This window comes from Sphingomonas sp. LY54, from assembly GCF_035594035.1.
Taxonomy (GTDB): domain Bacteria; phylum Pseudomonadota; class Alphaproteobacteria; order Sphingomonadales; family Sphingomonadaceae; genus Allosphingosinicella.
This window is the reverse complement of the sequence record NZ_CP141588.1, coordinates 242360-264203: the sequence shown is the minus strand read 5'-3', so window position 1 is coordinate 264203 and position 21844 is coordinate 242360. Positions and strand designations below refer to the sequence as shown.

The window sequence follows — 21844 nt, the reverse complement described above, 5'->3', positions numbered from 1 at the left end:
TGCGCCGCCGTCAAAACGCCGCGATGCCGGTGATCGCACGGCCGAGGATCAGGCCGTGGACGTCGTGCGTGCCTTCATAGGTGTTGACCGTCTCGAGGTTGGCGGCGTGGCGGATGACGTGGAATTCGGCGCTGATGCCGTTGCCGCCGTGCATGTCGCGCGCGATGCGGGCGATATCGAGCGCCTTGCCGCAATTGTTGCGCTTGATCATCGAGATCGTCTCGGGAACCAACACGCCCTCGTCGAGCCGGCGGCCGACGCGCAAAGCCGCCTGCAGGCCGAGCGCGATGTCGCTCACCATGTTGGCAAGCTTGAGCTGGACGAGCTGGGTCGCGGCGAGCGGGCGGCCGAACTGCTTGCGGTCGAGCGTGTAGCTGCGCGCCGCATGGTAGCAGGCCTCGGCAGCGCCCATCGAGCCCCAGGCGATGCCGTAGCGGGCGCGGTTGAGGCAGCCGAACGGACCTTTGAGCCCCTCGACATTGGGCAGGTGATTCGCCTCGGGAATTTCGACGCCGTCCATCACGATCTCGCCGGTGATCGAGGCGCGCAGGCTGAGCTTGCCGTGGATCTTGGGCGCGGACAGGCCCTTCATGCCCTTTTCGAGCACGAAGCCCTTGATCTTGCCGCCATGCGCGTCCGATTTCGCCCAGACGACGAAGACGTCGGCGATCGGCGAATTGGTGATCCACATCTTGGTGCCGGTCAGGCGGTATCCGCCGTCGATCTTTTCGGCGCGAGTGCGCATCGAGCCCGGATCCGAGCCGGCGTCGGGCTCGGTAAGGCCGAAGCAGCCGACCCATTCGCCGCTGGCGAGCTTGGGCAGATATTTCATCCGCTGCTCTTCGGTGCCGTAGGCGTTGATCGGGTGCATGACGAGCGACGACTGGACCGACATGGCCGAGCGGTAGCCGCTGTCGACGCGCTCGACGGCGCGGCCGATCAGGCCGTAGCTGACGTAATTGAGGCCGGCGCCCCCGTAGCGCGGATCGATCGTCGCGCCGAGCAGGCCGAGTGCGCCCATTTCCGACATGATGTCGCGGTCGAAGCTCTCGGCGAGATAGGCGTCCATCACGCGCGGCAGCAATTTCTCCTGCGCGTAGGCCTCCGCGGTGTCGCGGACCATCCTTTCCTCTTCCGAAAGCTGGTCGGACAGGTCGAACGGGTCAGCCCAGTCAAAAGGAACGATGGTCGCTTCGCTCATGAAACCCTCTTCTAGTGGATGGGGGGAGGGCCTAGCCGTTCCTTCGCCGCATGAAAAGGGAGGCGCGAGTTGACGCCCGCTTCGGGCCACGCGATGCACGCGCCATGACCAAAGCCATGATCCTCAGTCTCGCGCTATTGCCGCTCGCCGCATGCGGGCCGCAGCCCCAGTCCGGGCAAAGCGCGAAGGAAACGGCCGCGGCGGAAAACCGCCCCGCCAGCTTCGGCGCCTGCTCGGTCTGCCATTCGACCCAGGCCGGGCGCAACGGCGTCGGCCCGACGCTGCACGGCATCATCGGCCGACCTGCGGGCGCGGTCGCGAATTACACTTATTCGCCGGCGATGAAGAACAGCGCCGTCGTCTGGGACTCCGCCACGCTCGACCGCTTCATCGCCGCGCCCCATGACGTCGTGCGCGGCACGCGTATGGCCTATCCCGGCATGAGGGACGCCGCCAAGCGCGCGGAGATCGTGGACTATCTCGCCACGCTGAAATGAAAAGCTGGCGGAAGAGGTGGGATTCGAACCCACGGTGAGCTTGCACCCACGGCGGTTTTCAAGACCGCTGCCTTAAACCACTCGGCCACTCTTCCGTGAGCGCCGCCTTAAAGCGCATTCGTCCTTCCGTGCAAGCCGCGCGACGGAACTGGTATTGAAGCCGGCGCGCTTATGGCAGAAGAGCCCAGTGAAGGGAGTAAGTATGCGTTTGCTGACACAGGTGGCCGTTGCCGTCGTGGCGACCATCATGCCGCCAAGCTATCTTGCCGGCAGCGGGGCTGCAATTGCCCAGACCGCGGGACTGAGCCAGGCCGGCTTCGAGGCCTATCTGCCGCAGCTGCGCGCCGAGGCATTGCGCCGCGGCGTGCGCCAATCGACCATCAACGAGGTTTTTCCGACGCTCCAGTTCAGCCGGCGCACGATCGAACTCGACCAGGCCCAGCCCGGCGGCGTCGCCAACAGCAATGCCATCCCCGCTTTCGCGCCCTATCGCGAGCGCCACGTCAACCAGGCTTTGATCAATCGCGGCCGCGACCGTTATTCGGCCAATATCGGCCAGCTGAACGCGATCGGGCGACGCTATGGCGTCACGCCGTCGGTGCTGATCGCGATCTGGGGCCACGAGACGAGCTACGGCGCCGTCACCGGCGACTTCGACCTGATGAACTCGCTCGCCAGCCTCGCCTATGAAGGCCGCCGGCGGCAGCTCTTCACCGACGAATTCATCGCCACGCTCAAGATGTACGAGAAGGGCTATCCGCGCAGCCGCTTGAAGGGCAGCTGGGCCGGCGCGACTGGTTATCCGCAATTCCTGCCCTCGGTCTATCTGCGCGTTGCCGCCGACGGCGACGGCGACGGCCGCGCCGACATCTGGGGCAACCAGGCCGATGCGCTCGCCTCGATCGCCAATTATCTCAGCAATGCCGGGTGGAAGCCCAACGTGCCGTGGGGCGTCGCCGTCAACGTGCCGGCCAGCTTCAACCGCGGCGGGCTCGTCACGCGGCTCGTCTCGCCGCGCTGCCCGCGCGTCCACGAGCGCCACACCCAGTGGAAGACGATCGACGAGTGGCGGCGGATGGGTGTGGTCTCGCAGACCGGCCGCTGGCCCAACGGCAACGAGCTCGCCAGCCTGCTCGAGCCGGACGGCCCGGGCAAGACCGCCTATCTGCTCACCACCAATTACCGCACGATCCTCGATTACAATTGCTCGAACTTCTACGCCTTGTCGGTAGGATTACTGGCCGACGCGGTTTCGCGTTGAAGGCGCTGGCGATGGTCGGGCATTCTGGTTAAAGATTGCGGGACATCCCGCGACGGGGCGGCTCAACTGCAGGAATGGTTTTGAACTATGAAGCGTAACGCGCTGGTTATCGGTCTTTTTACTACAGCCCTCACACTTCCGGCCAGCGCCGCCGCTCCGCCTTTCGACACCGTCGCCCCGGTCGCCTTCATGAAGGACCTGTCGTCGGGCGCGATCCTCTATGCGAAGGATGCCGACCGCCGAATGCCGCCGGCGTCGATGGCCAAGATGATGACCACGCACGTCGCCTTCACGCTCGTCCGCAAGGGCGAGAAGAAGCTCGACGAGATGTGCACCGTCCGACCCGAGACCTGGCAGCAATGGCATGGCCCGCAGGCCGGATCGACGATGTTCCTGTCGCCGGGCGAGCAGGTCAGCATCCGCAACCTGCTGCACGGCATCGTCACGCTCTCCGGCAACGACGCCAGCGTCGTGCTCGCCGAGTGTATCGCCGGCACCGAGCCCGCCTTCGCCGCCCTGATGAACCAGGAAGCCAAGCGCCTCGGCATGACGAACAGCAATTTCGGCAATTCGAACGGCTGGCCGGACGAGGGCGTGACCTACACGACCGCGCGCGACCTCGCCGCGCTCGCCCAGGCCACGCTTGAGGAGACGCCCGACCTCTACAAGGAATTCTACCAGCAGGAGAGCTTCACCTGGGGCAAGACGATGGGCGGCGGCCAGCCCATCACCCAGGGCAACCGCAATCCCTTGCTCGGCCGAGTCAAGGGCGCCGACGGCCTCAAGACCGGCCATACGCAGGAAGCGGGTTTCGGCTTCACCGGTTCGGCCGAGCAGAACGGCCGCCGCCTCGTCATGGTCGTCGCCGGCCTCACCGGCTACAACCAGCGTGCCGACGAGAGCGTGAAGTTCATGAACTGGGGCTTCGGCGCGTGGAAGGCCCAACCGCTCTACGCCAAGGGCAAGAAGGTCACCGACGTCCAGGTCCAGCTCGGTTCGGATGATACAGTCGGCGCGGTCGCGCCGCGCAATCTTGCCGTCACGCTTCCGGCCGGCGTTTCCAAGGACAATGTGAAGGTGAAGGTGGTCTATAACGGCCCGGTCAAGGCGCCGATCAAGGCTGGCCAGCATATCGCCGACCTCGTCGTCCAGACCGGCGACACCCCGCCGCAGACGATGCCGCTGATCGCCGAGAAGGATGTCGGCGAGGCCGGCTTCTTCGGCCGCCTGTGGGCGAGCCTGATGTCGCTCTTCGGCTAAAAGGTGCGCGGCCGCTTCATCAGCCTTGAGGGCGGGGAGGGGGTCGGCAAGTCGACCCAGCTCAGGCGCCTCGCCGAGGCGCTGCGCGCGCGCGGCCGTGACGTCGTCGAGACGCGCGAGCCGGGCGGCAGCGCGGGCGCCGAGGCGATCCGCGCTCTGCTGCTCGAGGGCGAAGCCGAACGCTGGACACCCGCGGCCGAGGCCTTGTTGTTCGCCGCCGCGCGCGCCGACCATGTCGCGCGCACGATCCGCCCGGCGCTCGATCGCGGCGCCTGGGTGCTGAGCGACCGCTTCCTCGACAGCTCGCTCGCCTACCAGGGTCCGGCAGTCGGGGCCGAGGCGATCCAAACGCTGCACGCGATCGGCAGCGACGGACTGCTGCCCGACCGGACCTTGCTGCTCCAGCTGCCCGGCGATGCCGCCGCGGGCCGTGCCCGCGACCGCGACGGCCATGAAGGCGATCGCATCGGCGGCCGCGACGCCGCTTATCATGCACAGGTCGCCTCCGCCTTCGACGCGATGGCCGCCGCCGAGCCCGCCCGTTTCCGCCGGATCGACGCCAGCGGCAGCGCCGACGCCGTCACCGCCCGGATCCTCGCCATCCTGGACGACCTGTTGTGACGCCTTTGTTCGGCCATGACGCCGCCGTCGCCGCCTTTCGGGCGGGCATGGAAAGCGGGCGCCTCCACCACGCCTGGCTGATCAGCGGCTCGCAGGGCGTGGGCAAGGCCCTGTTCGCCGACAAGGCGGCCCTGCGCCTGCTCGCCGACGCCGCCGGCCCCAAATTGTCCGGCCTGGGCCTCGACGTTCCCGACGACCATCGCATCGCCCGGCTGGTCGAGGCGGGCAGCCATCCCGATCTGATGCGACTGGAGCGACTGCCGAAAGACAGCGGCGGCGATCTGGCGCGCAGCATTACGGTCGATCAGGTGCGCGGGCTGCAGCGGCTGTTCGCGACCACCGCTTCGCTGTCGCCGTGGCGGGTCGTGGTCATCGACTCGATCGACGATCTCGAGCGCTCCGGCGCCAACGCCCTGCTCAAGAATCTGGAGGAGCCGCCGGCCCATTGTCTGTTCCTGCTCGTCAGCCACGCGCCCGAGCGGCTGCTGCCGACGATCCGGTCGCGCTGCCACCAGATCCGCCTCGCGCCGCTCGATCGTGACGCCATGACGTCAGCTCTGCGCGCCGCTTTGCCCGACGCCGATGCGGCCGAGATCGCCACGCTGGCGGAGGTGGGGGAGGGTTCGCCCGGCCGCGCGATCGCCTTTCGCGGCCTCGAGATCGATGCGCTCGACCGGGCCATGCGCGAATTGGCGACCGAAGGCGACCCGACCAACACACGCCGCGCCCAGCTCGCCCAGAGCCTGTCGCTGAAGGCGGCGCAGCCGCGCTACGAGGCGTTCCTCGGCCGCGCGCCGTCGCTGATCGCGCAGATCGCCAAGCAGCGAAGCGGGGCTGCATTGGCCGAGGCGCTGAAGCTGTGGGAGCGGGCGTCGGACCTCGCCGGCAGCGCCACCCGCCTGTCGCTCGAGCCGCAGAGCGTGGTGTTCGAGCTGGGCGGAATGCTGGCCGCGCTGGCGCCGCGCCGCTAGAATTCGGCGCCCGGCCTTCTCCTAACGCCAAAAGCGCTCTACATCGCCCGGCGATGACCAAGCCATTCTACATTACCACCGCCATTTCCTATCCCAACGGCCGGCCCCATATCGGCCATGCCTATGAGGCGATCGCGACCGACGCCATCGCCCGCTTTCAGCGGCAGATGGGCCGCGACGTCTTCTTCATGACCGGCACCGACGAGCATGGATTGAAGATGGCGCAGACGGCGCGCGACCGCGGCGTTACGCCGGCCGAGCTCGCGCAGGAAATGTCAGGTCATTTCCGTGACATGGACGAGCGGCTTAACATTTCGTTCGATCGTTTCATCCGCACCACCGAGCCCGATCACCACAGCGCCAGCCAGGCGATCTGGCAAGCGATGGTCGATTCCGGAGACATCTATCTCGGCCGCTACGAGGGCTGGTACTCGGTCCGCGACGAGGCTTATTACGACGAGAAGGAGCTGGTGACGGCCGACAGCGGCGAGAAATTGTCGCCCCAGGGCACGCTCGTCGAGTGGACGGTCGAGGAGAGCTGGTTCTTCCGCCTTTCCCGATATCAGCAGCCCTTGCTCGACCATTATCGCGACAATCCGGACTTCATCCGCCCGGAGGCGCGCCGCAACGAGGTGATGCGCTTCGTCGAGGGCGGACTTTCCGACTTGTCGATCTCGCGCTCCAGCTTCGACTGGGGGGTGAAGGTGCCGGGCGACGACCGCCACGTCATGTATGTCTGGGTCGACGCGCTGACCAACTATCTGACCGGGGTCGGCTATCCCGAGGATACGGAGAGCTACCGCAAATACTGGCCGGCGGACCTCCACATCATCGGCAAGGACATCGTCCGCTTCCACGCCGTCTACTGGCCGGCCTTCCTGATGTCGGCCAAGCTGCCGCTGCCCCGCCAGGTATTCGGCCACGGCTTCCTTTTGAACCGCGGCGAGAAGATGTCGAAGTCGGTCGGTAACGTCGTCGATCCGCTGGCCCTCGCCGAAGCGTTCGGTGTGGATCAATTGCGCTACTTCCTGCTGCGCGAGGTCCATTTCGGCCAGGACGGCAGCTACAGCGTCGAGGCGATCGTCAACCGCGTCAACGCCGATCTGGCGAACAGTTTCGGCAATCTCGCGCAGCGGACTTTGTCTTTCATCGCAAAGAATTGCGCCGGCATTCTCCCGATCGGTGGCAAGAGCGAGTCGGTCGATGACGATCTGCTCGCGACCGTCGCCGAGGCGGTGCGCAAGGAGATGCCGCGCCAGTTCGAGGACCTCGCTCTGTCCTACGGCATCGAGGCGTGGCTGAAGGCGGTGTTCGCCTGCAACCAATATATCGACGCGCAGGCGCCCTGGACGTTGCGCAAGACCGATCCCGAGCGGATGACGGCGGTGCTTGGCACGCTCTATCGGGCTATCCGCGACCTCGCCATCGCGATCCAGCCCGTCATTCCGACGGCTGCGGCCGATTTGCTCGACCAGATGGGGGTTCCGGCCGGCGAGCGCAGCTTCGCGGCGCTGGCCGACGAGGGCAGCTACGAGCGGCTCGCCGGCACCTTCACGCTCGAGATGCCCAAGCCGATTTTCCCGAGGCTGGACATGCCTGCGGAGGCCTGATGTACATCGATAGCCACTGCCACCTGAACTACAAAGGCCTGGTCGAGGAGCAGGGGGCTGTGCTCACCCGCGCCCGCGCAGCCGGCGTCTCGGCGATGCTCAACATCTCGACCCGGGCCGATGAGTGGGACGAGGTGATCGGCCTCGCCGAGCGCGAGAGCGACGTCTGGGCCTCGGTCGGCATCCATCCGCACGAAGCCGACGTGCATCCCGACGTCGAGACCGCGACGCTGGTCGACCGGGCAGGGCATCCGCGCGTCGTCGGCATCGGCGAGAGCGGGCTCGATTTCTATTACGACAAATCGGACCGTGACCGGCAGCGCGCCAGCTTCCGCGCGCATATCGCCGCCGCGCGCGAGACCGGGCTGCCGATCATCGTCCACACCCGCGACGCGGAGGACGACACCCACCAGATCCTGGCCGAGGAGATGGAGAAGGGCGCCTTTACCGGCGTGATCCACTGCTTCACCGCCAGCGCGGACTTCGGGCGCAAGGCGCTCGACCTCGGCCTCTATATCTCGATCTCCGGGATCGTGACGTTCAAGAACGCGCGCGACCTGCAGGAAGCAGCCAGGGAGATCCCGGCCGAGCGCTTGCTGATCGAGACGGATTCGCCGTTCCTGGCGCCGGTGCCGCATCGGGGAAGACCCTGCGAGCCGGCCTTCGTCGCCGACACCGCCCGTTTCCTGGCTGAGCTGCGCGGCGAGCCGCTCGAACAACTCGCCGAGACGACCAGCGCCAATTTCCGGGCGCTCTTCACCAAGGCGGCCTGAGTGAAGCTGACGATCCTTGGCTGCGGGACATCGTCCGGCGTGCCGCGGATCGGCAACGATTGGGGCGCCTGCGATCCGACCGAGCCGCGCAATCGGCGGCGGCGGGTCTCCATCCTGGTCGAGCATCAGGATACACGCATCCTGGTCGACACCAGCCCCGATCTGCGCGAGCAGTTGCTGGACGCCGACGTCGCCGACGTCGACGTGGTGATCTGGACGCACGATCATGCTGACCATTGCCACGGCATCGACGACCTCCGTCAGCTCTTCCACGCCCGGGGCGCGCCGATCGTCGGCTATGCCCGCGGGGAGACGCTCGACAGCCTGCGCGCTCGCTTCGCCTACGCATTTGAAGGGAAGGGCGGCTATCCGCCGGTCGTGGACGGACGCCTACTGCCCGATGCGTTCACCGTCGGTCCGATCGACGTCCGCATCACCGACCAGCCCCATGGCGATATCGTCTCGGCCGGCATTCGCTTCGACGTCGACGGAACATCCATTGGATATTCGACCGATGTCAATATCTTAACAGGCGACATGATAGATCTGTTCGAAGGCGTGGATGTGTGGGTGATCGACGCCTTGCGGCATCGGCCGCACCCGACGCATCCGCATCTCTCTCAAGCGCTGGAGTGGATCGAGACTGTGAAGCCGGGCCGTGCGTTGCTGACGCATATGGACAATTCGATGGATTATGCTGTGCTGCGTGCCAGCCTGCCCGAAGACGTCGAGCCGGCCTATGACGGGCTTGAGGTCGTGCTGTGAACGGTGCCGACCAGACCGCTGAATTCATTTATCTGATCGCCATCCTCGTGCTCGTGGTCAGCGCGCTGATGGTGCGCAAGATCCCGATCGGCCAGGGCCTCAAGATGTTCGCAGGCTGGGTCCTGATCTTTCTCGCCGCGTTCGTGGCATTCTCGCTGAAGGACGACATCGTCGAGTTCGCGCAGCAGGTGATCGACGAGCGGCGCGCCGAGAGTAGCGGCGTCCAGGTCGGCGAGGCGCTGGAGATCAAGCAGGCGCTCGACGGCCATTTCTGGGTCGATGGGACGATCAACGGCCAGAAAGTACGCTTCCTGGTCGACAGCGGCGCCACCACGACCAGCATCTCGGCCGATACGGCACGGCGCGCGGGCATCGAACCGCGCGGCGGTCTGCCGGCGATCGTGCGCACCGCGAACGGCACCATCACGGTCGAGCGCGGCCGCGCCGAGCGGCTTCGGATCGGCCATATCGAACGCGAGAATGTGGCCGTCCACATTTCCGAAGGCTTCGGCGAAGTGAACGTGCTCGGCATGAACTTCCTGTCGTCGCTGAGCGGATGGGGCGTCGAGCGCAATCGGCTGATCCTCAAGTCCTGAGGGGCTTAGTGTGTATCTGGACTTTACATAATGTATATTATCGGACTTGCAGATGGACTCTAGAAACCCCCCTCAGGCCACCCTCGCGGATCTCGTCGCGATCATGCGCCGGCTGCGCGATCCGGTGAGCGGCTGCTCGTGGGACCGGGTCCAGACGTTCGAGACGATCGCGCCGTACACGATCGAGGAAGCCTATGAAGTGGCCGACGCGATCGAGCGCGGCGCCATGCACGACCTCAAGGACGAGCTCGGCGATCTCCAGCTCCAGGTCGTCTATCATGCGCGCATCGCCGAGGAAGCCGGCGCCTTCACGATCGATGACGTCATGGCGTCGGTCTGCGCGAAGATGGTCCGCCGCCACCCGCATATCTTCGGCGACCAGGCCGAAAGCCCCGGCTGGGAAGCGCTCAAGGCGGCCGAGCGCGGCCACAGCGAGGACCAGAGCGCCCTCGCCCATGTCGCCAAGGCGCTGCCGGCGCTGAAGCGCGCCGAAAAATTGCAGAAGCGCGCCGCCCGCGTCGGCTTCGACTGGCCGGACGCAAGCGGACCGCTCGCCAAGATCGAGGAGGAACTCGCCGAGATCGACGCCGCGACCAGCGACGCAGAGCGCGCCGCCGAGCTGGGCGACCTGCTCTTCTCGGTCGTCAATTACGCGCGGCACCTCGGCGTTGACCCGGAAGCCGCCCTGCGCGGGTCCGCCGCGCGCTTCGAGCAGCGCTTCCGCACGGTCGAAGAGATCGCCGACAAGCCATTGAACGACATGGATATAGACGCACTCGAAACGCTGTGGCAACGGGCTAAGAAGGCACTTTCGGCCAATCGTTAAGCTCCTGTTCCCCGGCGCAAGCCGGGGCCCAAGGCTAGGTGGAATGGACCCCGGCGTTCGCCGGGGAGCATCCAGCTCAGTGGACGATGGCGCCGTGGTACCGCTCGAACCGCGCCCAGTCGGCGTCCGAAATGCGCACTTCCAATTCGGTCTCAAGACCGTCGTGGCGCTGCTCGACCACTTCGCCGTTGGCGTGCAGCCAGGCGAGCGCCTCGCCGGCCGAGGCAGGCAGCGTCACCGTGCGCAGCCGGTTGCCCTTGCTGAGGCAATCGGCGGCGGCGCGGATGAGATCGTCCACGCCCTGCCCGGTCAGCGCCGACAGCGTGACGACGTCTTCCTTGCGCGCGGCCTCGGCGCGAATTCGCTCCGCCTCGTCCGGTGCTAGCGCGTCGATCTTGTTCCAGGCCTCGATCAGGGGAGCACCTCCCTCCCCCCTCGCCCCGATCTCCTCGAGCACCTGCTCGACGTCGAGGCGCTGGGCATCGCTGTCCGGGTGCGAGATGTCGCGCACGTGAACGATGAGATCGGCGGAAATGACCTCTTCGAGCGTCGCGCGAAACGCGGCGACGAGCTGGGTCGGGAGGTCGGAGATGAAGCCGACCGTGTCCGAGAGGATGGCCTTTTCGATGCCCGGCATCGCGATCTCGCGCATGGTCGGGTCGAGCGTGGCGAACAGCAGATTCTCCGCCATGACGTCAGATTTGGTCAGGCGGTTGAAGAGCGTCGATTTGCCGGCATTGGTGTAGCCGACCAGCGCGATCACCGGCCAGGGCGCGCGCTGGCGGCGGGCGCGGTGAAGCGTGCGGGTGCGGGTGACCTGCTCGAGCTCGCGGCGCAGCTTGGCCATGCGGTCGCGGATCATGCGCCGGTCGGCCTCGATCTGGGTTTCGCCTGGGCCGCCGAGGAAGCCGAAGCCGCCGCGCTGGCGCTCGAGGTGGGTCCAGGAGCGGACCAGCCTGCCTGCCTGGTAATCGAGATGCGCGAGCTCGACCTGAAGCCGGCCCTCGGCGGTCGCCGCGCGTTCGCCGAAAATCTCGAGGATCAGGCCGGTGCGGTCGATCACTTTCGCCTTGGTCGCGCTCTCCAGATTCTTCTGCTGGATCGGCGTGATCGCCGCGTCGACGATGATCAGCTCGGCCTCGGCCTGGACCGCGGCGGTGGCGATCTGCTCGACCTGGCCCGATCCGAACAAGGTCGCCGACTTGGGCGAACGCACCTTGAACGAGAGCTTTTCGGCCACGACGACGCCGATCGCCTCGGCGAGGCCGGCGGCTTCGTCGAGGCGCGCTTCGGTATCGCGCAGCCGGTCGCCGCCCATTTCCGGGAGGGCGACGATGGCGCGGGCGCCGCGCGCTACGTCGTCGTCGCTACGATTGAAAACACTCAGCTGCCGGACTCCTCATCGTCAGCTTCGATAAAGCTCACGGGGTTCTCGGGTTGCACCGTAGAGATCGCATGCTTGTAGACGAGCTGCGACATGCCCTCGCGGTGGAGCAGCATGCAGAACAGGTCGAAGGCGGCGATCTCGCCCTGGAGCATGACGCCGTTGACGAGGAACATGGTGACGGGCTCGCCCGAGCGGCGGACGGCGCCGAGAAACACCTCCTGCAGCAGGGTCGGCTTCTTCTTCTCCATGCTCTCGGCAAACGCCTTCTCGATGTCGCCGAGGTCGAGGCGCTGCGAAGGCATGATCGTCGAGATGGCGTGCTTGTAGATGAGCTGGGCGTGGCCGTCGCGGCGGAGCAGCACCGAGAAATTGTCGAACCAGGTGATGATGCCCTGGAGCTTCACGCCCTTCACGAGGAACATGGTGACCGGCGTCTTCGACCGGCGCAGGCTGTTCAGAAACATGTCCTGGAGGTTGTTGACCTTCTCGGCCATCTCCCGCTCTCCTTATTGGCATGCGCGCATGCGTGGCGTGTGGCGCCTAGTTAGGGTCGCCGCCGCCACATTCAATAACATGAGTGGCGCAGGCGCGCCATGCAGCCCCTATTCGGCTTCGTCGGTTTTGGAGTCGCCGATGCCGAGCGCCTTCAGCTTGCGGTGCAGCGCCGAGCGCTCCATGCCGATGAAAGTCGCCGTGCGCGAGATATTGCCCGAGAAGCGACGGATCTGGACGCGCAGATATTCCCGCTCGAACGTTTCGCGCGCTTCGCGGAGCGGCGTTCCCATGATCGCCTTCACCGCCTCGCCCGGGCTCAATTGCGCCTGCTCGGACAGGATTTCGGGCGGAAGCATGTCGATCTCGATGCACTTCACGCGCGAACTCGGCGCGAGGATGATCGTGCGTTCGATGACGTTGCGCAGCTGGCGGACGTTGCCCGGCCAGTCATAGGCCTGGAGCGCGGCGACCGCGTCGGGCGAGACTTCCGGGGTCGGGAGGCGCTGCTCGGCGGCGTAGCGCGCCGTGAAATGGGTGACGAGCTCGGGCACGTCCTCGCGCCGCTCGGCCAGCGCCGGCAGGTGCACCGGCACGACGTTGAGGCGGTAGAACAGGTCCTCGCGGAAACGCCCCTCGGCGATCTCCTCGGCAAGCTGGCGCGCGGTGGAGGAAACAACCCGCATGTCGACCTTGACCACGCGCTGCCCGCCGACGCGGGTGAAGCTCTGGTCGGTCAGAACGCGCAGGATCTTGGCCTGGGCCGGCATCGGCATGTCGGCGATCTCGTCGAGGAACAAGGTACCGCCATGGGCCTGTTCGAGCAGGCCGGGACGGGCGAGTTCGCCCCCCTCCTCCACGCCGAACAATTCCTCCTCGACGCGCTCCGGCGTCATCCGCGCCGCGCTGACGACGATGAAGGGCGCCTTGGCCCGCGGGCTCCAGTCGTGCAGCAGGCGCGCCGCCACTTCCTTGCCGACCCCGGCGGGGCCGCTGATCAGGACACGGCTGCCGGTCGCGGCGACGCGCTTCAGCGTCGCGCGGACGTTGTTGATCGCCACGCTGGAGCCGGTCAGTTCGGTTTCCTGGCCGATCTGCGCCTTCAGCGTCTCATTCTCGCGCCGCAACCGGTCGGTCTCGGTGGCGCGGGCGACGAGGTGGAGGAGATGGCTGGCCTCGAATGGCTTTTCGATGAAATCGACTGCGCCCTGGCGGATCGCGGCGACGGCGGTGTCGAGATTGCCATGTCCGGAGATCATCAGCACCGGCAGCGTCGGGTCGCGGCGCTTGATCTCCTCGAGCAGTTGCAACCCGTCGAGCTTGGAGCCCTGCAGCCAGACGTCGAGCAGGATCAGCGAGGGGCGGCGTTCGGCGAGCGCGGCAAGCGCTTCGGTGCTGCTGGCGGCGCTGCGGGCGGAATAGCCCTCGTCCTCGAGCACCCCTGCAACCAGCTCCCTGATGTCCTGTTCGTCGTCGACTACGAGAATATCCAGTGCCATTTTTCTAACCGTTCACGACAGAGTCTTGGGAATAGGAGCGATCGTCGGCGGCAAGCCGAGCGAGCGTTTCGGCATCGAAGACCAGGCGCACCAGGGTGCCCCCGCCCGGTGCATCGTCAAACTCGATGCTGCCGAAATGTTCCTCGACGATCTTCTTGACGATCGCGAGGCCGAGGCCGGTGCCCTTCACGCGCGTCGTCATATAGGGCTCGGTCAGCCGCGCCCGCTCGCTGGGCAGGCCGACGCCGCTGTCGCTGATCTCGATGCAGAGCTGGCTCTCCGGGCAGGCGGCGATCGAGACCACGATCCGGTCCTCGCCCCCCTCGCCCTGCTCCTCGCGCCTTTGCTGGATCGCCTCGACGCCGTTCTTGACGATGTTGGTCAGCGCCTGGCCGAGCTGGCGTCGATCGCAGACCAGCGGCAGCGACGGCTCGGCCGCGTCCAGCACGAAATTGATCTCGGGATGCGCGACCTCGTGCAGGAAGACGGCGTGGCGGGCCAGCTCGACGATGTCCTCCTCGCGGAAGATCGGCTTGGGCATCCGAGCGAAGGACGAGAATTCGTCGACCATGCGGCGAAGATCGCCGACCTGGCGGACGATCGTCCCGGTCAACCGCTCGAAGGTCGCCGGATCGGACGCGATCTCGCGCCCGTAGCGGCGCTGGAGGCGTTCGGCGGCGAGCTGGATCGGCGTCAGCGGGTTCTTGATCTCGTGGGCAATGCGGCGCGCGACGTCGGACCAGGCGGCGCGGCGCTGGTCGAGCAGCTGCTCGGTGATGTCGTCGAAGGTCAAGACCCAGCCGCCTTCCACCTTCACCCGCTTGAAGGCGAGCGTGCGCGGCTCGCCGCCCGAGGAGAATTGGATGATGTCCTCGCGTTCCTCCGCGTCGAGCTGCTTGTCGAACTCGGGAGCGAGCACCGCCAGCGCCTGGCCGACCGCCGGTTCCTTGCCGGTGTTGAGCAAGGCCTCGGCCGAGCTGTTGATCAGGCGCACGCGCCGGTCGCGGTCGACCGAGATGATGCCCGCGGTCACGCCCGAAAGGACGGCCTCGATGAAGGCACGGCGGCTGTCGAGCTGGCTGTTCGCCGAAACCAGCGCGCCAGTCTGCTCCTCGAGATTGCGGGTCATGCGGTTGAAGGCGTTGGCGAGGATGCCGACCTCGTCTTGGACCTTGGAGCGCGGCACGCGTGCGGAAAGATCGCCGGCGGTGACCCGCCGGGCGGCGTCGATGAGGTTGCCCATTGGGCGCACCACCCGGTCGGCAAGCGTCAACGCGATCCAGATCGAGATGGCGACGATCAGCAACGACACCGCCAGCAGCACCGCGTTGAAGCGGAACTGCAAGGTGCGGCTGGTCTGCAGCGTCTTCTGATAGTCGCTGGCGGCGCTTCGGGCCTCCTCGATCTGCTGCAGCGCGGCGGGGTTCACCTTGCGCGACGCGTAGAGATAGACTTCCGCCTTCGGGTCGAGCCGGACGACGGCCTCGACGCGGTCGCCGGCGTCGGTGACGACGCGCGTGTCGCCGCTGCGCAGGTCGCTCAGCACTTCTGACGGGAAGCGCTCCTCGAGCGGACGATCATCGAGATTGACCACCGCGATGCGATTGAGCTCGCCCCGCGTCCCGACATTGATCACGGCCGCTTCGGTGAGGTCGCGGTTGAGGACCTGGAAGAACAGCCCCTCGGCAAAGAGCGGGCTGTCCACGCCATATTCGTTCACATAACCGATGACGTCTCCGCCCATCGCCTCGATGTCGCGCTGGATTCGCTCCTTATTCTCCTGCGCGTAGACCTGGGCGACGCGATCCGCATTTTCGAGCACGGTCCGGGCCCGGTCCGAAAACCAGAATTGGGTGCCGCTCTGGAACAGCAAGGAGGCGAAGATGACGACCAGCAAGGTCGGCACGCTGGCGATGACCGAGAACAAGGCGACCAGGCGGACGTGGAGGCGGCCCTTGCCGCCGATCTGGGAGCGCGCGGCACGTCCCACCGCGACGCGGCGCGCGGCCAGCACCATCAGCGCCATCGCCGGCACGAGATTGGCGACCAGCAGCATCGCCACCATCGGCGGCGTCAGCAGCGATTGCGGCGTGCCCTGCTCGGTTATGATGAAGTAGCTGATCGACACCATCGCGATCAGCGCGACGACCGACAGCAATTCGAGCAGCGGGATCAGCCGGCTGCGGCGGGCCATGACGGAAAGCCGCCGTAGCCAGCGCGGTTTGGCTTGTCTCACGCTCGTTGGTCCTGAACTCACGTTGCAGGCCTACCACAAGATAGTGGCAAAAAGAACACAGCTATTTCGCGTGCCCTCTCCGCTGATCGCACGCCCCGGTGCGTCCGGCTCAAGCCGCCGCTTTGGACAGCCAGGGCGCGTAGAATTCGCGGAGCATGGCCTTGGCCGTTGCCGGGTCGCCTTCCTTGTTGAAGGCATTGCGGAATTCGGCGGAGCCGTGGAGCCCGCGCGTGTACCAGCCGATATGCTTGCGGGCGACGCCGACGGCGACCTGCGCGCCATAATGGTCGAGCATCTCGTCATATTGCGCCATGATGAGGCAATATTGCTCGTCCATGCTCGGGTCCGGCCGGCGCTCACCCGTCTCGAGCCAATGCATGACCTGCCCCAGCAGCCACGGCTTGCCATAGGCGCCGCGGCCGATCATCAGCCCGTCGGCGCCGCTATGTTCGAGCGCGGTGGCGGCGTCGTCGATCGAGTTGATGTCGCCATTGGCGATCACCGGCAGCGAGACCGCGTCCTTGACCTTGCGGATGAAGCGCCAGTCGGCCTCGCCCTTGTACATCTGGTTGCGGGTGCGGCCGTGGACCGTGATCATCTGCACGCCCAGGTCCTCGGCGATGCGGGCGAGCTCAGGCGCGTTGAGGCTGGAATGATCCCAGCCCATGCGCATCTTCAGCGTCACCGGGACTTTCACCGCCTTGACGGTCGCCTCGACGATCGCGGCGGCGAGCGGCAGGTCGCGCATCAACGCCGAGCCGGCATCGCCGTTGACGACCTTCTTCACCGGGCAGCCCATATTGATGTCGATGATCGCGGCGCCGCGGTCCTCGTTCAATTTGGCGGCCTCGGCCATTTCGGTCGGGGCGCAGCCGGCAAGCTGCATCGACACAGGATCCTCGATCGGATCCCACGCCGCTTTCTGCAGCGACTGGCGGGTCTCGCGGATCATCGCCTGGCTGGCGATCATCTCGGTCACGGTGAGGCCGGCGCCGTAGCGCTTGACGATCTTGCGGAACGGACGATCGGTGACGCCCGTCATCGGCGCCAGGATGACCGGGTTGGCGATGCGGACGGGTCCGACGGAGATGGGGGAAAGGCGGGCCATAAGCGGCTGAAGCCCTTAAACTTAAAGGCGCTGGCCGGCAAGGCTCGGCTCGGCTAGGGGGCGGTGCCATGGGGAACAAGGGCAAGATCGTCAGCTTGATCGTGGCCGCGGGCAGCGGCAGCCGTGCCGGCGGCGCGCCGAAACAATATGCGAATGTCGGCGGCAAGGCGCTGATCGCGCATGCGCTCGAGCGCCTCGGCCGAGCGCCGGTGGACGAAGTGCGCGTGGTGATCGGCCCCGGCCAGGAGGACATGCTGGCCGAGGCGCTGGGCGACCGCCCCCTCCCCGCCGCGGTGATCGGCGGCGAGACGCGCCGGCAATCGGTGCGCAACGGGCTGGAGGCGATCGCCGCAGACGGGGGCGCCGACCTGGTGCTCATCCACGACGCCGCCCGCCCCTTCCTGCCGCACCACGTCCTGTCCGCACTCGTTGGCGCACTCGAAACAGCACAAGGCGCGGTGCCGGTGCTTCCCATCGTCGACAGCCTCGCGCGCGGCGACGACCGGCTCGGCGCTCCCGTTTCTCGATACGGGCTGTTGCGGGTGCAGACCCCGCAGGCCTTCCACTTCGATTCGATCCTGGCGGCGCACAGGCAATGGGACGGCGCGGCCGAGGCCACCGACGACGCCCAGGTCGCCCGCGCCGCCGGACTTGCGGTCGCGACCGTCCCCGGCGACGCAATGCTCGACAAGATAACCTACGCCGAGGATCTCGCGCGTGCCGAACAGCGCCTGTCCGCCGCGATGACGTCGCGCACCGGCCTGGGCTTCGATGTCCATGCCTTCGCCGAGGGCAAGCAATTGTGGATGGGCGGCATACTCATCCCGCACAGCAAGGGCCTGTCCGGCCATAGCGATGCCGACGTCGTCCTCCACGCTCTCACCGACGCCCTCCTGGGCGCGATCGGCGATGGCGACATCGGCCAGCATTTCCCGCCGAGCGACCCGCAATGGCGCGGCGCGGCTTCCTCGCGATTCGTCGAGCATGCCGTGGGGCTGATCGCTGCCCGCGGCGGCCGCATCGATCATGTCGATGTCACCATCATTTGCGAAGCGCCCAAGGTTGGCCCGCACCGCGAGGCGATGCGCGCCAAGGTCGCGGCCTTGTTGCGGCTGCCTCCCGGCAGGGTTAGCATCAAGGCGACCACGACCGAGCGGCTGGGCTTTGCCGGCCGCGGCGAAGGCATAGCGGCGCAGGCGATCGCGACCGTCCGGATTCCCGAGGACTTATGAACGACATCAGAGAATATACGTTGCCGTCCGAGCTGATCGAGGCGGCCCGAAAGGTCATCGAGGCGAATCGCGCTCTGGGGAAGAGGATCGCCGTGGCGGAGAGCTGCACGGGGGGGCTCATTTCGGCGGCGCTGACCGAGATTCCCGGCTCTTCCGACGTGTTCGATTCCGGCTTCGTCACTTATTCGAACGAAGCGAAGCTCGGCATGCTCGGCGTCAGCCTAGACGTGCTGGAGACGTTCGGCGCGGTCTCGATCGCCGTCGCCTGGGGCATGGCGCAGGGCGTGCTCAACAAGTCCGAAGCCGATGTGGCGGTGTCGATCACCGGCATCGCCGGGCCGGAGGGCGGCAGCGACAAGAAGCCGGTCGGCACCGTGGTGTTCGCCAGGGCGCGGCGCGGCGCCGATCCCAACGAAATCGTCGCCGACATGAAGGAGTTCGGCAATCTCGGCCGTGGCGGGATCCGCCTTCAGGCGGCGCTTTGCGCGCTCGAATTGTTGATGCCGGCCGAGGCCGGCGCAGCCGAGCCGGTCGAGGAATCGCCGTAAAGATCGTGCGCACGCCCCTCGAACGCGGCGATCATCCGGCGTAGGGCACGATCGAACATCTGACCGGCGAGCGCTTCGAAGATGCGCGACTTGAACGCGAAATCGACGCAGAAATCGATGTCGGTGCCGCCCTTGCCGTCGGGCGCGAACGTCCAGCTGTTGTGGAGATATTTGAGCGGGCCCTCGATATAATCGACGATCACCTCGCTCGGCCGGTGCTTCACCACCCGTGACGTGAAGGTCTCCTTGAGCGCCTTGAAGCCGACGACAAGGTCGGCGATCGTCTCGGTCTCGCTGTCGGACCGGACCCGCGTCGCCGCCACCCACGGCAGGAATTCCTGGTAGCGTTTCACGTCGGCGACCAGATCGAACATCTGGTCGGGCGTGTAGGGCAGGTTCCGCTGTTCGGTGTGTCTCGGCATAGTAAGCTTAACGCGTTACGGCCAATTGGGCTTCGCGCGCGGCGCGCATCTTCAGGAAATCGTCGCCGGCATGATAGCTGGAACGGGTGAGCGGCGAGGCCGCGACCAGCAGGAAGCCCTTGGCGCGGGCGATCGCGGCATAAGCGTTGAACGTCTGCGGCGTGACGAACTCCATCACCTTGGCGTGGCGCGGCGTCGGCTGCAGATACTGGCCCATGGTCAGGAAATCGATGTCGGCCGAGCGCATATCGTCCATGACTTGGTGAACCTCGAGCCGCTCCTCGCCCAGCCCGACCATCACGCCGGACTTGGTGAAGATTTTCGGATCGTGGCGCTTCACCGATTCGAGCAGCCTCAGCGACGCGTAATAACGTGCGCCGGGCCGGATCGTCGGATAGAGCCGCGGCACCGTCTCCAGATTGTGGTTGTAGACATCGGGGCCCGCCTCGATGATCGCCTCGACCGCGGCCTGCGCCTTGTTGCGGAAATCGGGGGTCAGGATCTCGATCGTGGTGGACGGCGTGGTGCGGCGCAGGGCCTCGATCACCTTGACGAACTGGCTCGCGCCGCCGTCGGGAAGATCGTCGCGATCGACCGATGTGATGACGATATGCTCGAGGCCCAGCTCGGCCGCCGCGTCGGCGGTGTGCTGCGGCTCGAGCGGGTCGACCGCGCGCGGCATGCCGGTCTTGACGTTGCAGAAGGCGCAGGCCCGCGTGCACGTGTCGCCGAGGATCATCACGGTTGCGTGCTTCTTGGTCCAGCACTCGCCGATGTTCGGGCAGGCCGCTTCCTCGCACACGGTGGCAAGGTTCAGGCGCCGCATCAATTTCCTGGTTTCGGCGAAGCCGGTGCTGGTCGGCGCCTTGACGCGGATCCACTCGGGCTTGCGCTGTTTGGGCTGGACGATCGGAGCGGCGGACCCGGCGGTAGCTGCGGCGGCGGCTTCCGCCCGGGCGCGGACGAGCGAGGTGGTGATCGGGCGTGCGTCGGTCATGTCGGCCAGATAGCGATGTCGGGCCGCTCTTGCCACCCCTGCCCGCTTGCGTTTAGGCCGCAGCCGATTGCACTGCGCGGAGACAAGCCTTGTCCGATTTCAACGCCCTCCTCACCGGCTACCACCGCTTTCGCGAGAACGGGTGGTGCCAGGAACGCCAGCGCTGGACCCAGCTCGCCGAGGGACAGTCGCCTCGCGTGATGGTGATTGCCTGCTCCGACAGCCGTACCGATCCGGCGACCGTGTTCGACACCGCGCCCGGCGAGATCTTCACGGTCCGCAACGTCGCCAACCTCGTCCCGCCCTTCGAGCAGGGCGGCGGCCGCCACGGCGTCTCGGCGGCGCTCGAATTCGCGGTGACCCAGCTCGAAGTGCCCGAGATCGTCGTCATGGGTCATGGTTCGTGCGGCGGCGTCCATGCCGCTCTGTCGCGCCGGTTCGAGAAGGCCGAGCCCGGCGCCGGCGGCTTCATCGCCCACTGGATCGACCTGCTCAACGAGGCGCGCGACCGCATCATCGCCCGCCACGGCGAGGGCCCGGAGGCGGTGCGCGCGCTCGAACTCGAGACGGTCAAGGTCAGCATCGCCAATCTGCGCACCTTCCCATTCATCCCCGAGCGCGAGGCGGCGGGCAAGCTCAAGATCCACGGCGCCTATTTCGCGATCGCCGACGGGATTCTCCACGTGCTCGATAGTGAAACCGGGGAATTCGCCCCAGCCTGACCCCTAAAAGGAGCCCCGATGGCCGTTCGCCACACGCCCGCCGTCGCCAATATCGCACTGCTGATCGACGCGGACAACGCCTCGCCCGCTTCGCTCGACGCGGTGCTGACGGTGCTCGCCGAACTCGGCACGGTGAATATCCGCCGCGCCTACGGCAATTGGCAGAAGCCCGCACTCAAAGGCTGGGCGGCGATGACCCACCTCCACGCGATCGGGCCGCAGCAGCAGTTCGACGTGACCAAGGGCAAGAGCGCCACCGACATGAAGATGACGATCGACGCGATGGACCTGCTCTATCGCGGCCATGTCGGCGGCTTCGGCATCATGTCGAGCGACAGCGACTTCATGCCGCTGGCGATGCGCATCCGCCAGGAAGGGCTGCCCGTCTACGGCTTCGGCACTGCCAGGACTCCCGAATCGTTCCGCCAGGCCTGCACCCGCTTCATCGATACCGGCGCGCTGGCCGACACCGAGGCCGACGCCCCGGCCGCGGACAAGCCGGAGGTCGAGCCGCAGCTGATCGAGCTGCTCGGCGCGGCCTATAAGGCGGCGCGGCGCGACGAGCGCGGCTTCGCCCGGCTCGCCGAAGTCGGCCAACTCGCCGGCAACCGCTCCTCGTTCGACGTACGCAATTACGGCTTCAACCGGCTCTCGGATCTCATCCAGTCCCTCCCCGAATTCGCGGCCGAGAAGCGCGAAGGCGGCTCGGTCTGGGTCAAGCGGGTCCGATAAGGCCCGTAAGGCCCGCGCGAACTCGGCGAGGCCTGCGCCGGGTGGCTCGCCAATGGAGCGCTCGCATCGTCGAGGCGCGCCGCGGCGT

The 21844-nt window shown here is 66.8% G+C and carries 22 protein-coding genes and 1 tRNA gene; 14 read left to right on the top strand and 9 right to left on the bottom strand.

Features of this window, described 5'->3' with window-relative positions; all coding sequences use genetic code 11:
* Positions 1-10: 10 nt before the first annotated feature.
* Positions 11-1201, bottom strand: coding sequence for an acyl-CoA dehydrogenase (locus tag SH591_RS01375; RefSeq protein ID WP_324750205.1), 1191 nt, complete (start codon positions 1199-1201; stop codon positions 11-13).
* 104 nt (positions 1202-1305) lie between these two features.
* Between SH591_RS01375 and SH591_RS01370 the strand changes: the two genes are divergently transcribed.
* The gene (locus tag SH591_RS01370) at positions 1306-1698 is read left to right on the top strand and encodes a c-type cytochrome (RefSeq protein WP_324750204.1); all 393 of its coding nucleotides are present in this window, start codon (positions 1306-1308) and stop codon (positions 1696-1698) included.
* Positions 1699-1703: 5 nt separating this feature from the next.
* Here SH591_RS01370 and SH591_RS01365 read toward each other — a convergent pair.
* Positions 1704-1793, bottom strand: a tRNA-Ser gene (locus SH591_RS01365).
* A 107-nt stretch (positions 1794-1900) separates the two neighbouring features.
* Here SH591_RS01365 and SH591_RS01360 point away from each other — a divergent pair.
* The 9 genes from SH591_RS01360 (at position 1901) to mazG (ending at position 10381) form a co-directional block, all read left to right on the top strand.
* On the top strand, positions 1901-2959 hold the full coding sequence (locus SH591_RS01360) for a lytic murein transglycosylase (protein ID WP_324750203.1): 1059 nt from the start codon (positions 1901-1903) through the stop codon (positions 2957-2959).
* A gap of 87 nt (positions 2960-3046) precedes the next feature.
* Positions 3047-4219: a D-alanyl-D-alanine carboxypeptidase family protein gene (locus SH591_RS01355; protein WP_324750202.1), complete on the top strand. Its 1173-nt coding sequence runs from the start codon at positions 3047-3049 to the stop codon at positions 4217-4219.
* Between the two features lie 3 nt (positions 4220-4222).
* Positions 4223-4840 carry a dTMP kinase gene (gene tmk / locus SH591_RS01350; RefSeq protein WP_324750201.1) on the top strand — a complete coding sequence of 206 codons (618 nt, stop codon included), beginning with the start codon at positions 4223-4225 and terminating at the stop codon, positions 4838-4840.
* Positions 4837-5811 carry a DNA polymerase III subunit delta' gene (locus SH591_RS01345; RefSeq protein ID WP_324750200.1) on the top strand — a complete coding sequence of 325 codons (975 nt, stop codon included), beginning with the start codon at positions 4837-4839 and terminating at the stop codon, positions 5809-5811. The genes tmk and SH591_RS01345 overlap by 4 nt, the downstream gene beginning before the upstream one ends.
* A gap of 53 nt (positions 5812-5864) precedes the next feature.
* The gene (metG, locus tag SH591_RS01340) at positions 5865-7421 is read left to right on the top strand and encodes a methionine--tRNA ligase (RefSeq protein WP_324750199.1); all 1557 of its coding nucleotides are present in this window, start codon (positions 5865-5867) and stop codon (positions 7419-7421) included.
* Positions 7421-8194, top strand: coding sequence for a TatD family hydrolase (locus SH591_RS01335; protein ID WP_324750198.1), 774 nt, complete (start codon positions 7421-7423; stop codon positions 8192-8194). The genes metG and SH591_RS01335 overlap by 1 nt, the downstream gene beginning before the upstream one ends.
* Entirely contained in the window at positions 8195-8959 is a 765-nt protein-coding gene (locus SH591_RS01330) for an MBL fold metallo-hydrolase (protein WP_324750197.1), read from the top strand.
* Complete coding sequence (locus SH591_RS01325) at positions 8956-9555, top strand: retropepsin-like aspartic protease family protein (RefSeq protein WP_324750196.1); 600 nt, start codon at positions 8956-8958, stop codon at positions 9553-9555. Before SH591_RS01330 ends, SH591_RS01325 begins: the two co-directional genes overlap by 4 nt.
* Positions 9556-9607: 52 nt before the next feature.
* Positions 9608-10381, top strand: coding sequence for a nucleoside triphosphate pyrophosphohydrolase (mazG, locus tag SH591_RS01320; protein WP_324750195.1), 774 nt, complete (start codon positions 9608-9610; stop codon positions 10379-10381).
* 76 nt (positions 10382-10457) lie between these two features.
* Here mazG and hflX read toward each other — a convergent pair whose 3' ends face one another.
* From hflX to dusB, 5 genes are all read right to left on the bottom strand, one after another.
* Positions 10458-11768, bottom strand: a complete 1311-nt coding sequence (hflX, locus tag SH591_RS01315; RefSeq protein WP_324751308.1) for a GTPase HflX — start codon at positions 11766-11768, stop codon at positions 10458-10460.
* Positions 11765-12262: an RNA chaperone Hfq gene (hfq, locus tag SH591_RS01310; protein WP_322830443.1), complete on the bottom strand. Its 498-nt coding sequence runs from the start codon at positions 12260-12262 to the stop codon at positions 11765-11767. The genes hflX and hfq overlap by 4 nt, the downstream gene beginning before the upstream one ends.
* Positions 12263-12370: 108 nt before the next feature.
* The gene (ntrX, locus tag SH591_RS01305) at positions 12371-13759 is read right to left on the bottom strand and encodes a nitrogen assimilation response regulator NtrX (RefSeq protein WP_324750194.1); all 1389 of its coding nucleotides are present in this window, start codon (positions 13757-13759) and stop codon (positions 12371-12373) included.
* Between the two features lie 4 nt (positions 13760-13763).
* The gene (locus SH591_RS01300) at positions 13764-15953 is read right to left on the bottom strand and encodes a sensor histidine kinase (RefSeq protein WP_324750193.1); all 2190 of its coding nucleotides are present in this window, start codon (positions 15951-15953) and stop codon (positions 13764-13766) included.
* A gap of 151 nt (positions 15954-16104) precedes the next feature.
* Positions 16105-17103, bottom strand: a complete 999-nt coding sequence (gene dusB / locus SH591_RS01295; protein ID WP_324750192.1) for a tRNA dihydrouridine synthase DusB — start codon at positions 17101-17103, stop codon at positions 16105-16107.
* Positions 17104-17171: 68 nt separating this feature from the next.
* Here dusB and SH591_RS01290 point away from each other — a divergent pair, with 68 nt between their 5' ends.
* Complete coding sequence (locus SH591_RS01290; RefSeq protein WP_324750191.1) at positions 17172-18335, top strand: bifunctional 2-C-methyl-D-erythritol 4-phosphate cytidylyltransferase/2-C-methyl-D-erythritol 2,4-cyclodiphosphate synthase; 1164 nt, start codon at positions 17172-17174, stop codon at positions 18333-18335.
* Positions 18332-18883 carry a CinA family protein gene (locus tag SH591_RS01285; protein WP_324750190.1) on the top strand — a complete coding sequence of 184 codons (552 nt, stop codon included), beginning with the start codon at positions 18332-18334 and terminating at the stop codon, positions 18881-18883. Before SH591_RS01290 ends, SH591_RS01285 begins: the two co-directional genes overlap by 4 nt.
* Here the strand turns inward: SH591_RS01285 and SH591_RS01280 are convergent.
* Together SH591_RS01280 and lipA are read right to left on the bottom strand one after the other, a co-directional pair.
* Positions 18805-19305, bottom strand: a complete 501-nt coding sequence (locus SH591_RS01280) for a type II toxin-antitoxin system RatA family toxin (RefSeq protein ID WP_324750189.1) — start codon at positions 19303-19305, stop codon at positions 18805-18807. The two genes, SH591_RS01285 and SH591_RS01280, sit on opposite strands and share 79 nt — an antisense overlap.
* 7 nt (positions 19306-19312) lie before the next feature.
* Entirely contained in the window at positions 19313-20302 is a 990-nt protein-coding gene (lipA, locus tag SH591_RS01275; RefSeq protein ID WP_322830436.1) for a lipoyl synthase, read from the bottom strand.
* Positions 20303-20391: 89 nt separating this feature from the next.
* Here lipA and SH591_RS01270 point away from each other — a divergent pair, with 89 nt between their 5' ends.
* Together SH591_RS01270 and SH591_RS01265 are read left to right on the top strand one after the other, a co-directional pair.
* Positions 20392-21024: a carbonic anhydrase gene (locus SH591_RS01270; RefSeq protein WP_324750188.1), complete on the top strand. Its 633-nt coding sequence runs from the start codon at positions 20392-20394 to the stop codon at positions 21022-21024.
* Between the two features lie 18 nt (positions 21025-21042).
* Positions 21043-21756 carry an NYN domain-containing protein gene (locus tag SH591_RS01265; RefSeq protein ID WP_324750187.1) on the top strand — a complete coding sequence of 238 codons (714 nt, stop codon included), beginning with the start codon at positions 21043-21045 and terminating at the stop codon, positions 21754-21756.
* The last annotated feature ends 88 nt before the right edge of the window (positions 21757-21844 follow it).

What these genes read in the sequence shown, in the direction of transcription:
- dusB (WP_324750192.1), bottom strand. Translation starts at nt 17,103, where the DNA reads ATGGCCCGCCTTTCCCCCATCTCCGTCGGACCCGTCCGCATCGCCAAC.
- mazG (WP_324750195.1), top strand. Translation starts at nt 9,608, where the DNA reads ATGGACTCTAGAAACCCCCCTCAGGCCACCCTCGCGGATCTCGTCGCG.
- SH591_RS01335 (WP_324750198.1), top strand. Translation starts at nt 7,421, where the DNA reads ATGTACATCGATAGCCACTGCCACCTGAACTACAAAGGCCTGGTCGAG.
- hfq (WP_322830443.1), bottom strand. Translation starts at nt 12,262, where the DNA reads ATGGCCGAGAAGGTCAACAACCTCCAGGACATGTTTCTGAACAGCCTG.
- ntrX (WP_324750194.1), bottom strand. Translation starts at nt 13,759, where the DNA reads ATGGCACTGGATATTCTCGTAGTCGACGACGAACAGGACATCAGGGAG.
- lipA (WP_322830436.1), bottom strand. Translation starts at nt 20,302, where the DNA reads ATGACCGACGCACGCCCGATCACCACCTCGCTCGTCCGCGCCCGGGCG.
- SH591_RS01285 (WP_324750190.1), top strand. Translation starts at nt 18,332, where the DNA reads ATGAACGACATCAGAGAATATACGTTGCCGTCCGAGCTGATCGAGGCG.
- SH591_RS01280 (WP_324750189.1), bottom strand. Translation starts at nt 19,305, where the DNA reads ATGCCGAGACACACCGAACAGCGGAACCTGCCCTACACGCCCGACCAG.
- SH591_RS01355 (WP_324750202.1), top strand. Translation starts at nt 3,047, where the DNA reads ATGAAGCGTAACGCGCTGGTTATCGGTCTTTTTACTACAGCCCTCACA.
- metG (WP_324750199.1), top strand. Translation starts at nt 5,865, where the DNA reads ATGACCAAGCCATTCTACATTACCACCGCCATTTCCTATCCCAACGGC.
- SH591_RS01375 (WP_324750205.1), bottom strand. Translation starts at nt 1,201, where the DNA reads ATGAGCGAAGCGACCATCGTTCCTTTTGACTGGGCTGACCCGTTCGAC.
- SH591_RS01360 (WP_324750203.1), top strand. Translation starts at nt 1,901, where the DNA reads ATGCGTTTGCTGACACAGGTGGCCGTTGCCGTCGTGGCGACCATCATG.
- SH591_RS01290 (WP_324750191.1), top strand. Translation starts at nt 17,172, where the DNA reads ATGGGGAACAAGGGCAAGATCGTCAGCTTGATCGTGGCCGCGGGCAGC.
- SH591_RS01370 (WP_324750204.1), top strand. Translation starts at nt 1,306, where the DNA reads ATGACCAAAGCCATGATCCTCAGTCTCGCGCTATTGCCGCTCGCCGCA.
- SH591_RS01265 (WP_324750187.1), top strand. Translation starts at nt 21,043, where the DNA reads ATGGCCGTTCGCCACACGCCCGCCGTCGCCAATATCGCACTGCTGATC.
- SH591_RS01300 (WP_324750193.1), bottom strand. Translation starts at nt 15,953, where the DNA reads ATGGCCCGCCGCAGCCGGCTGATCCCGCTGCTCGAATTGCTGTCGGTC.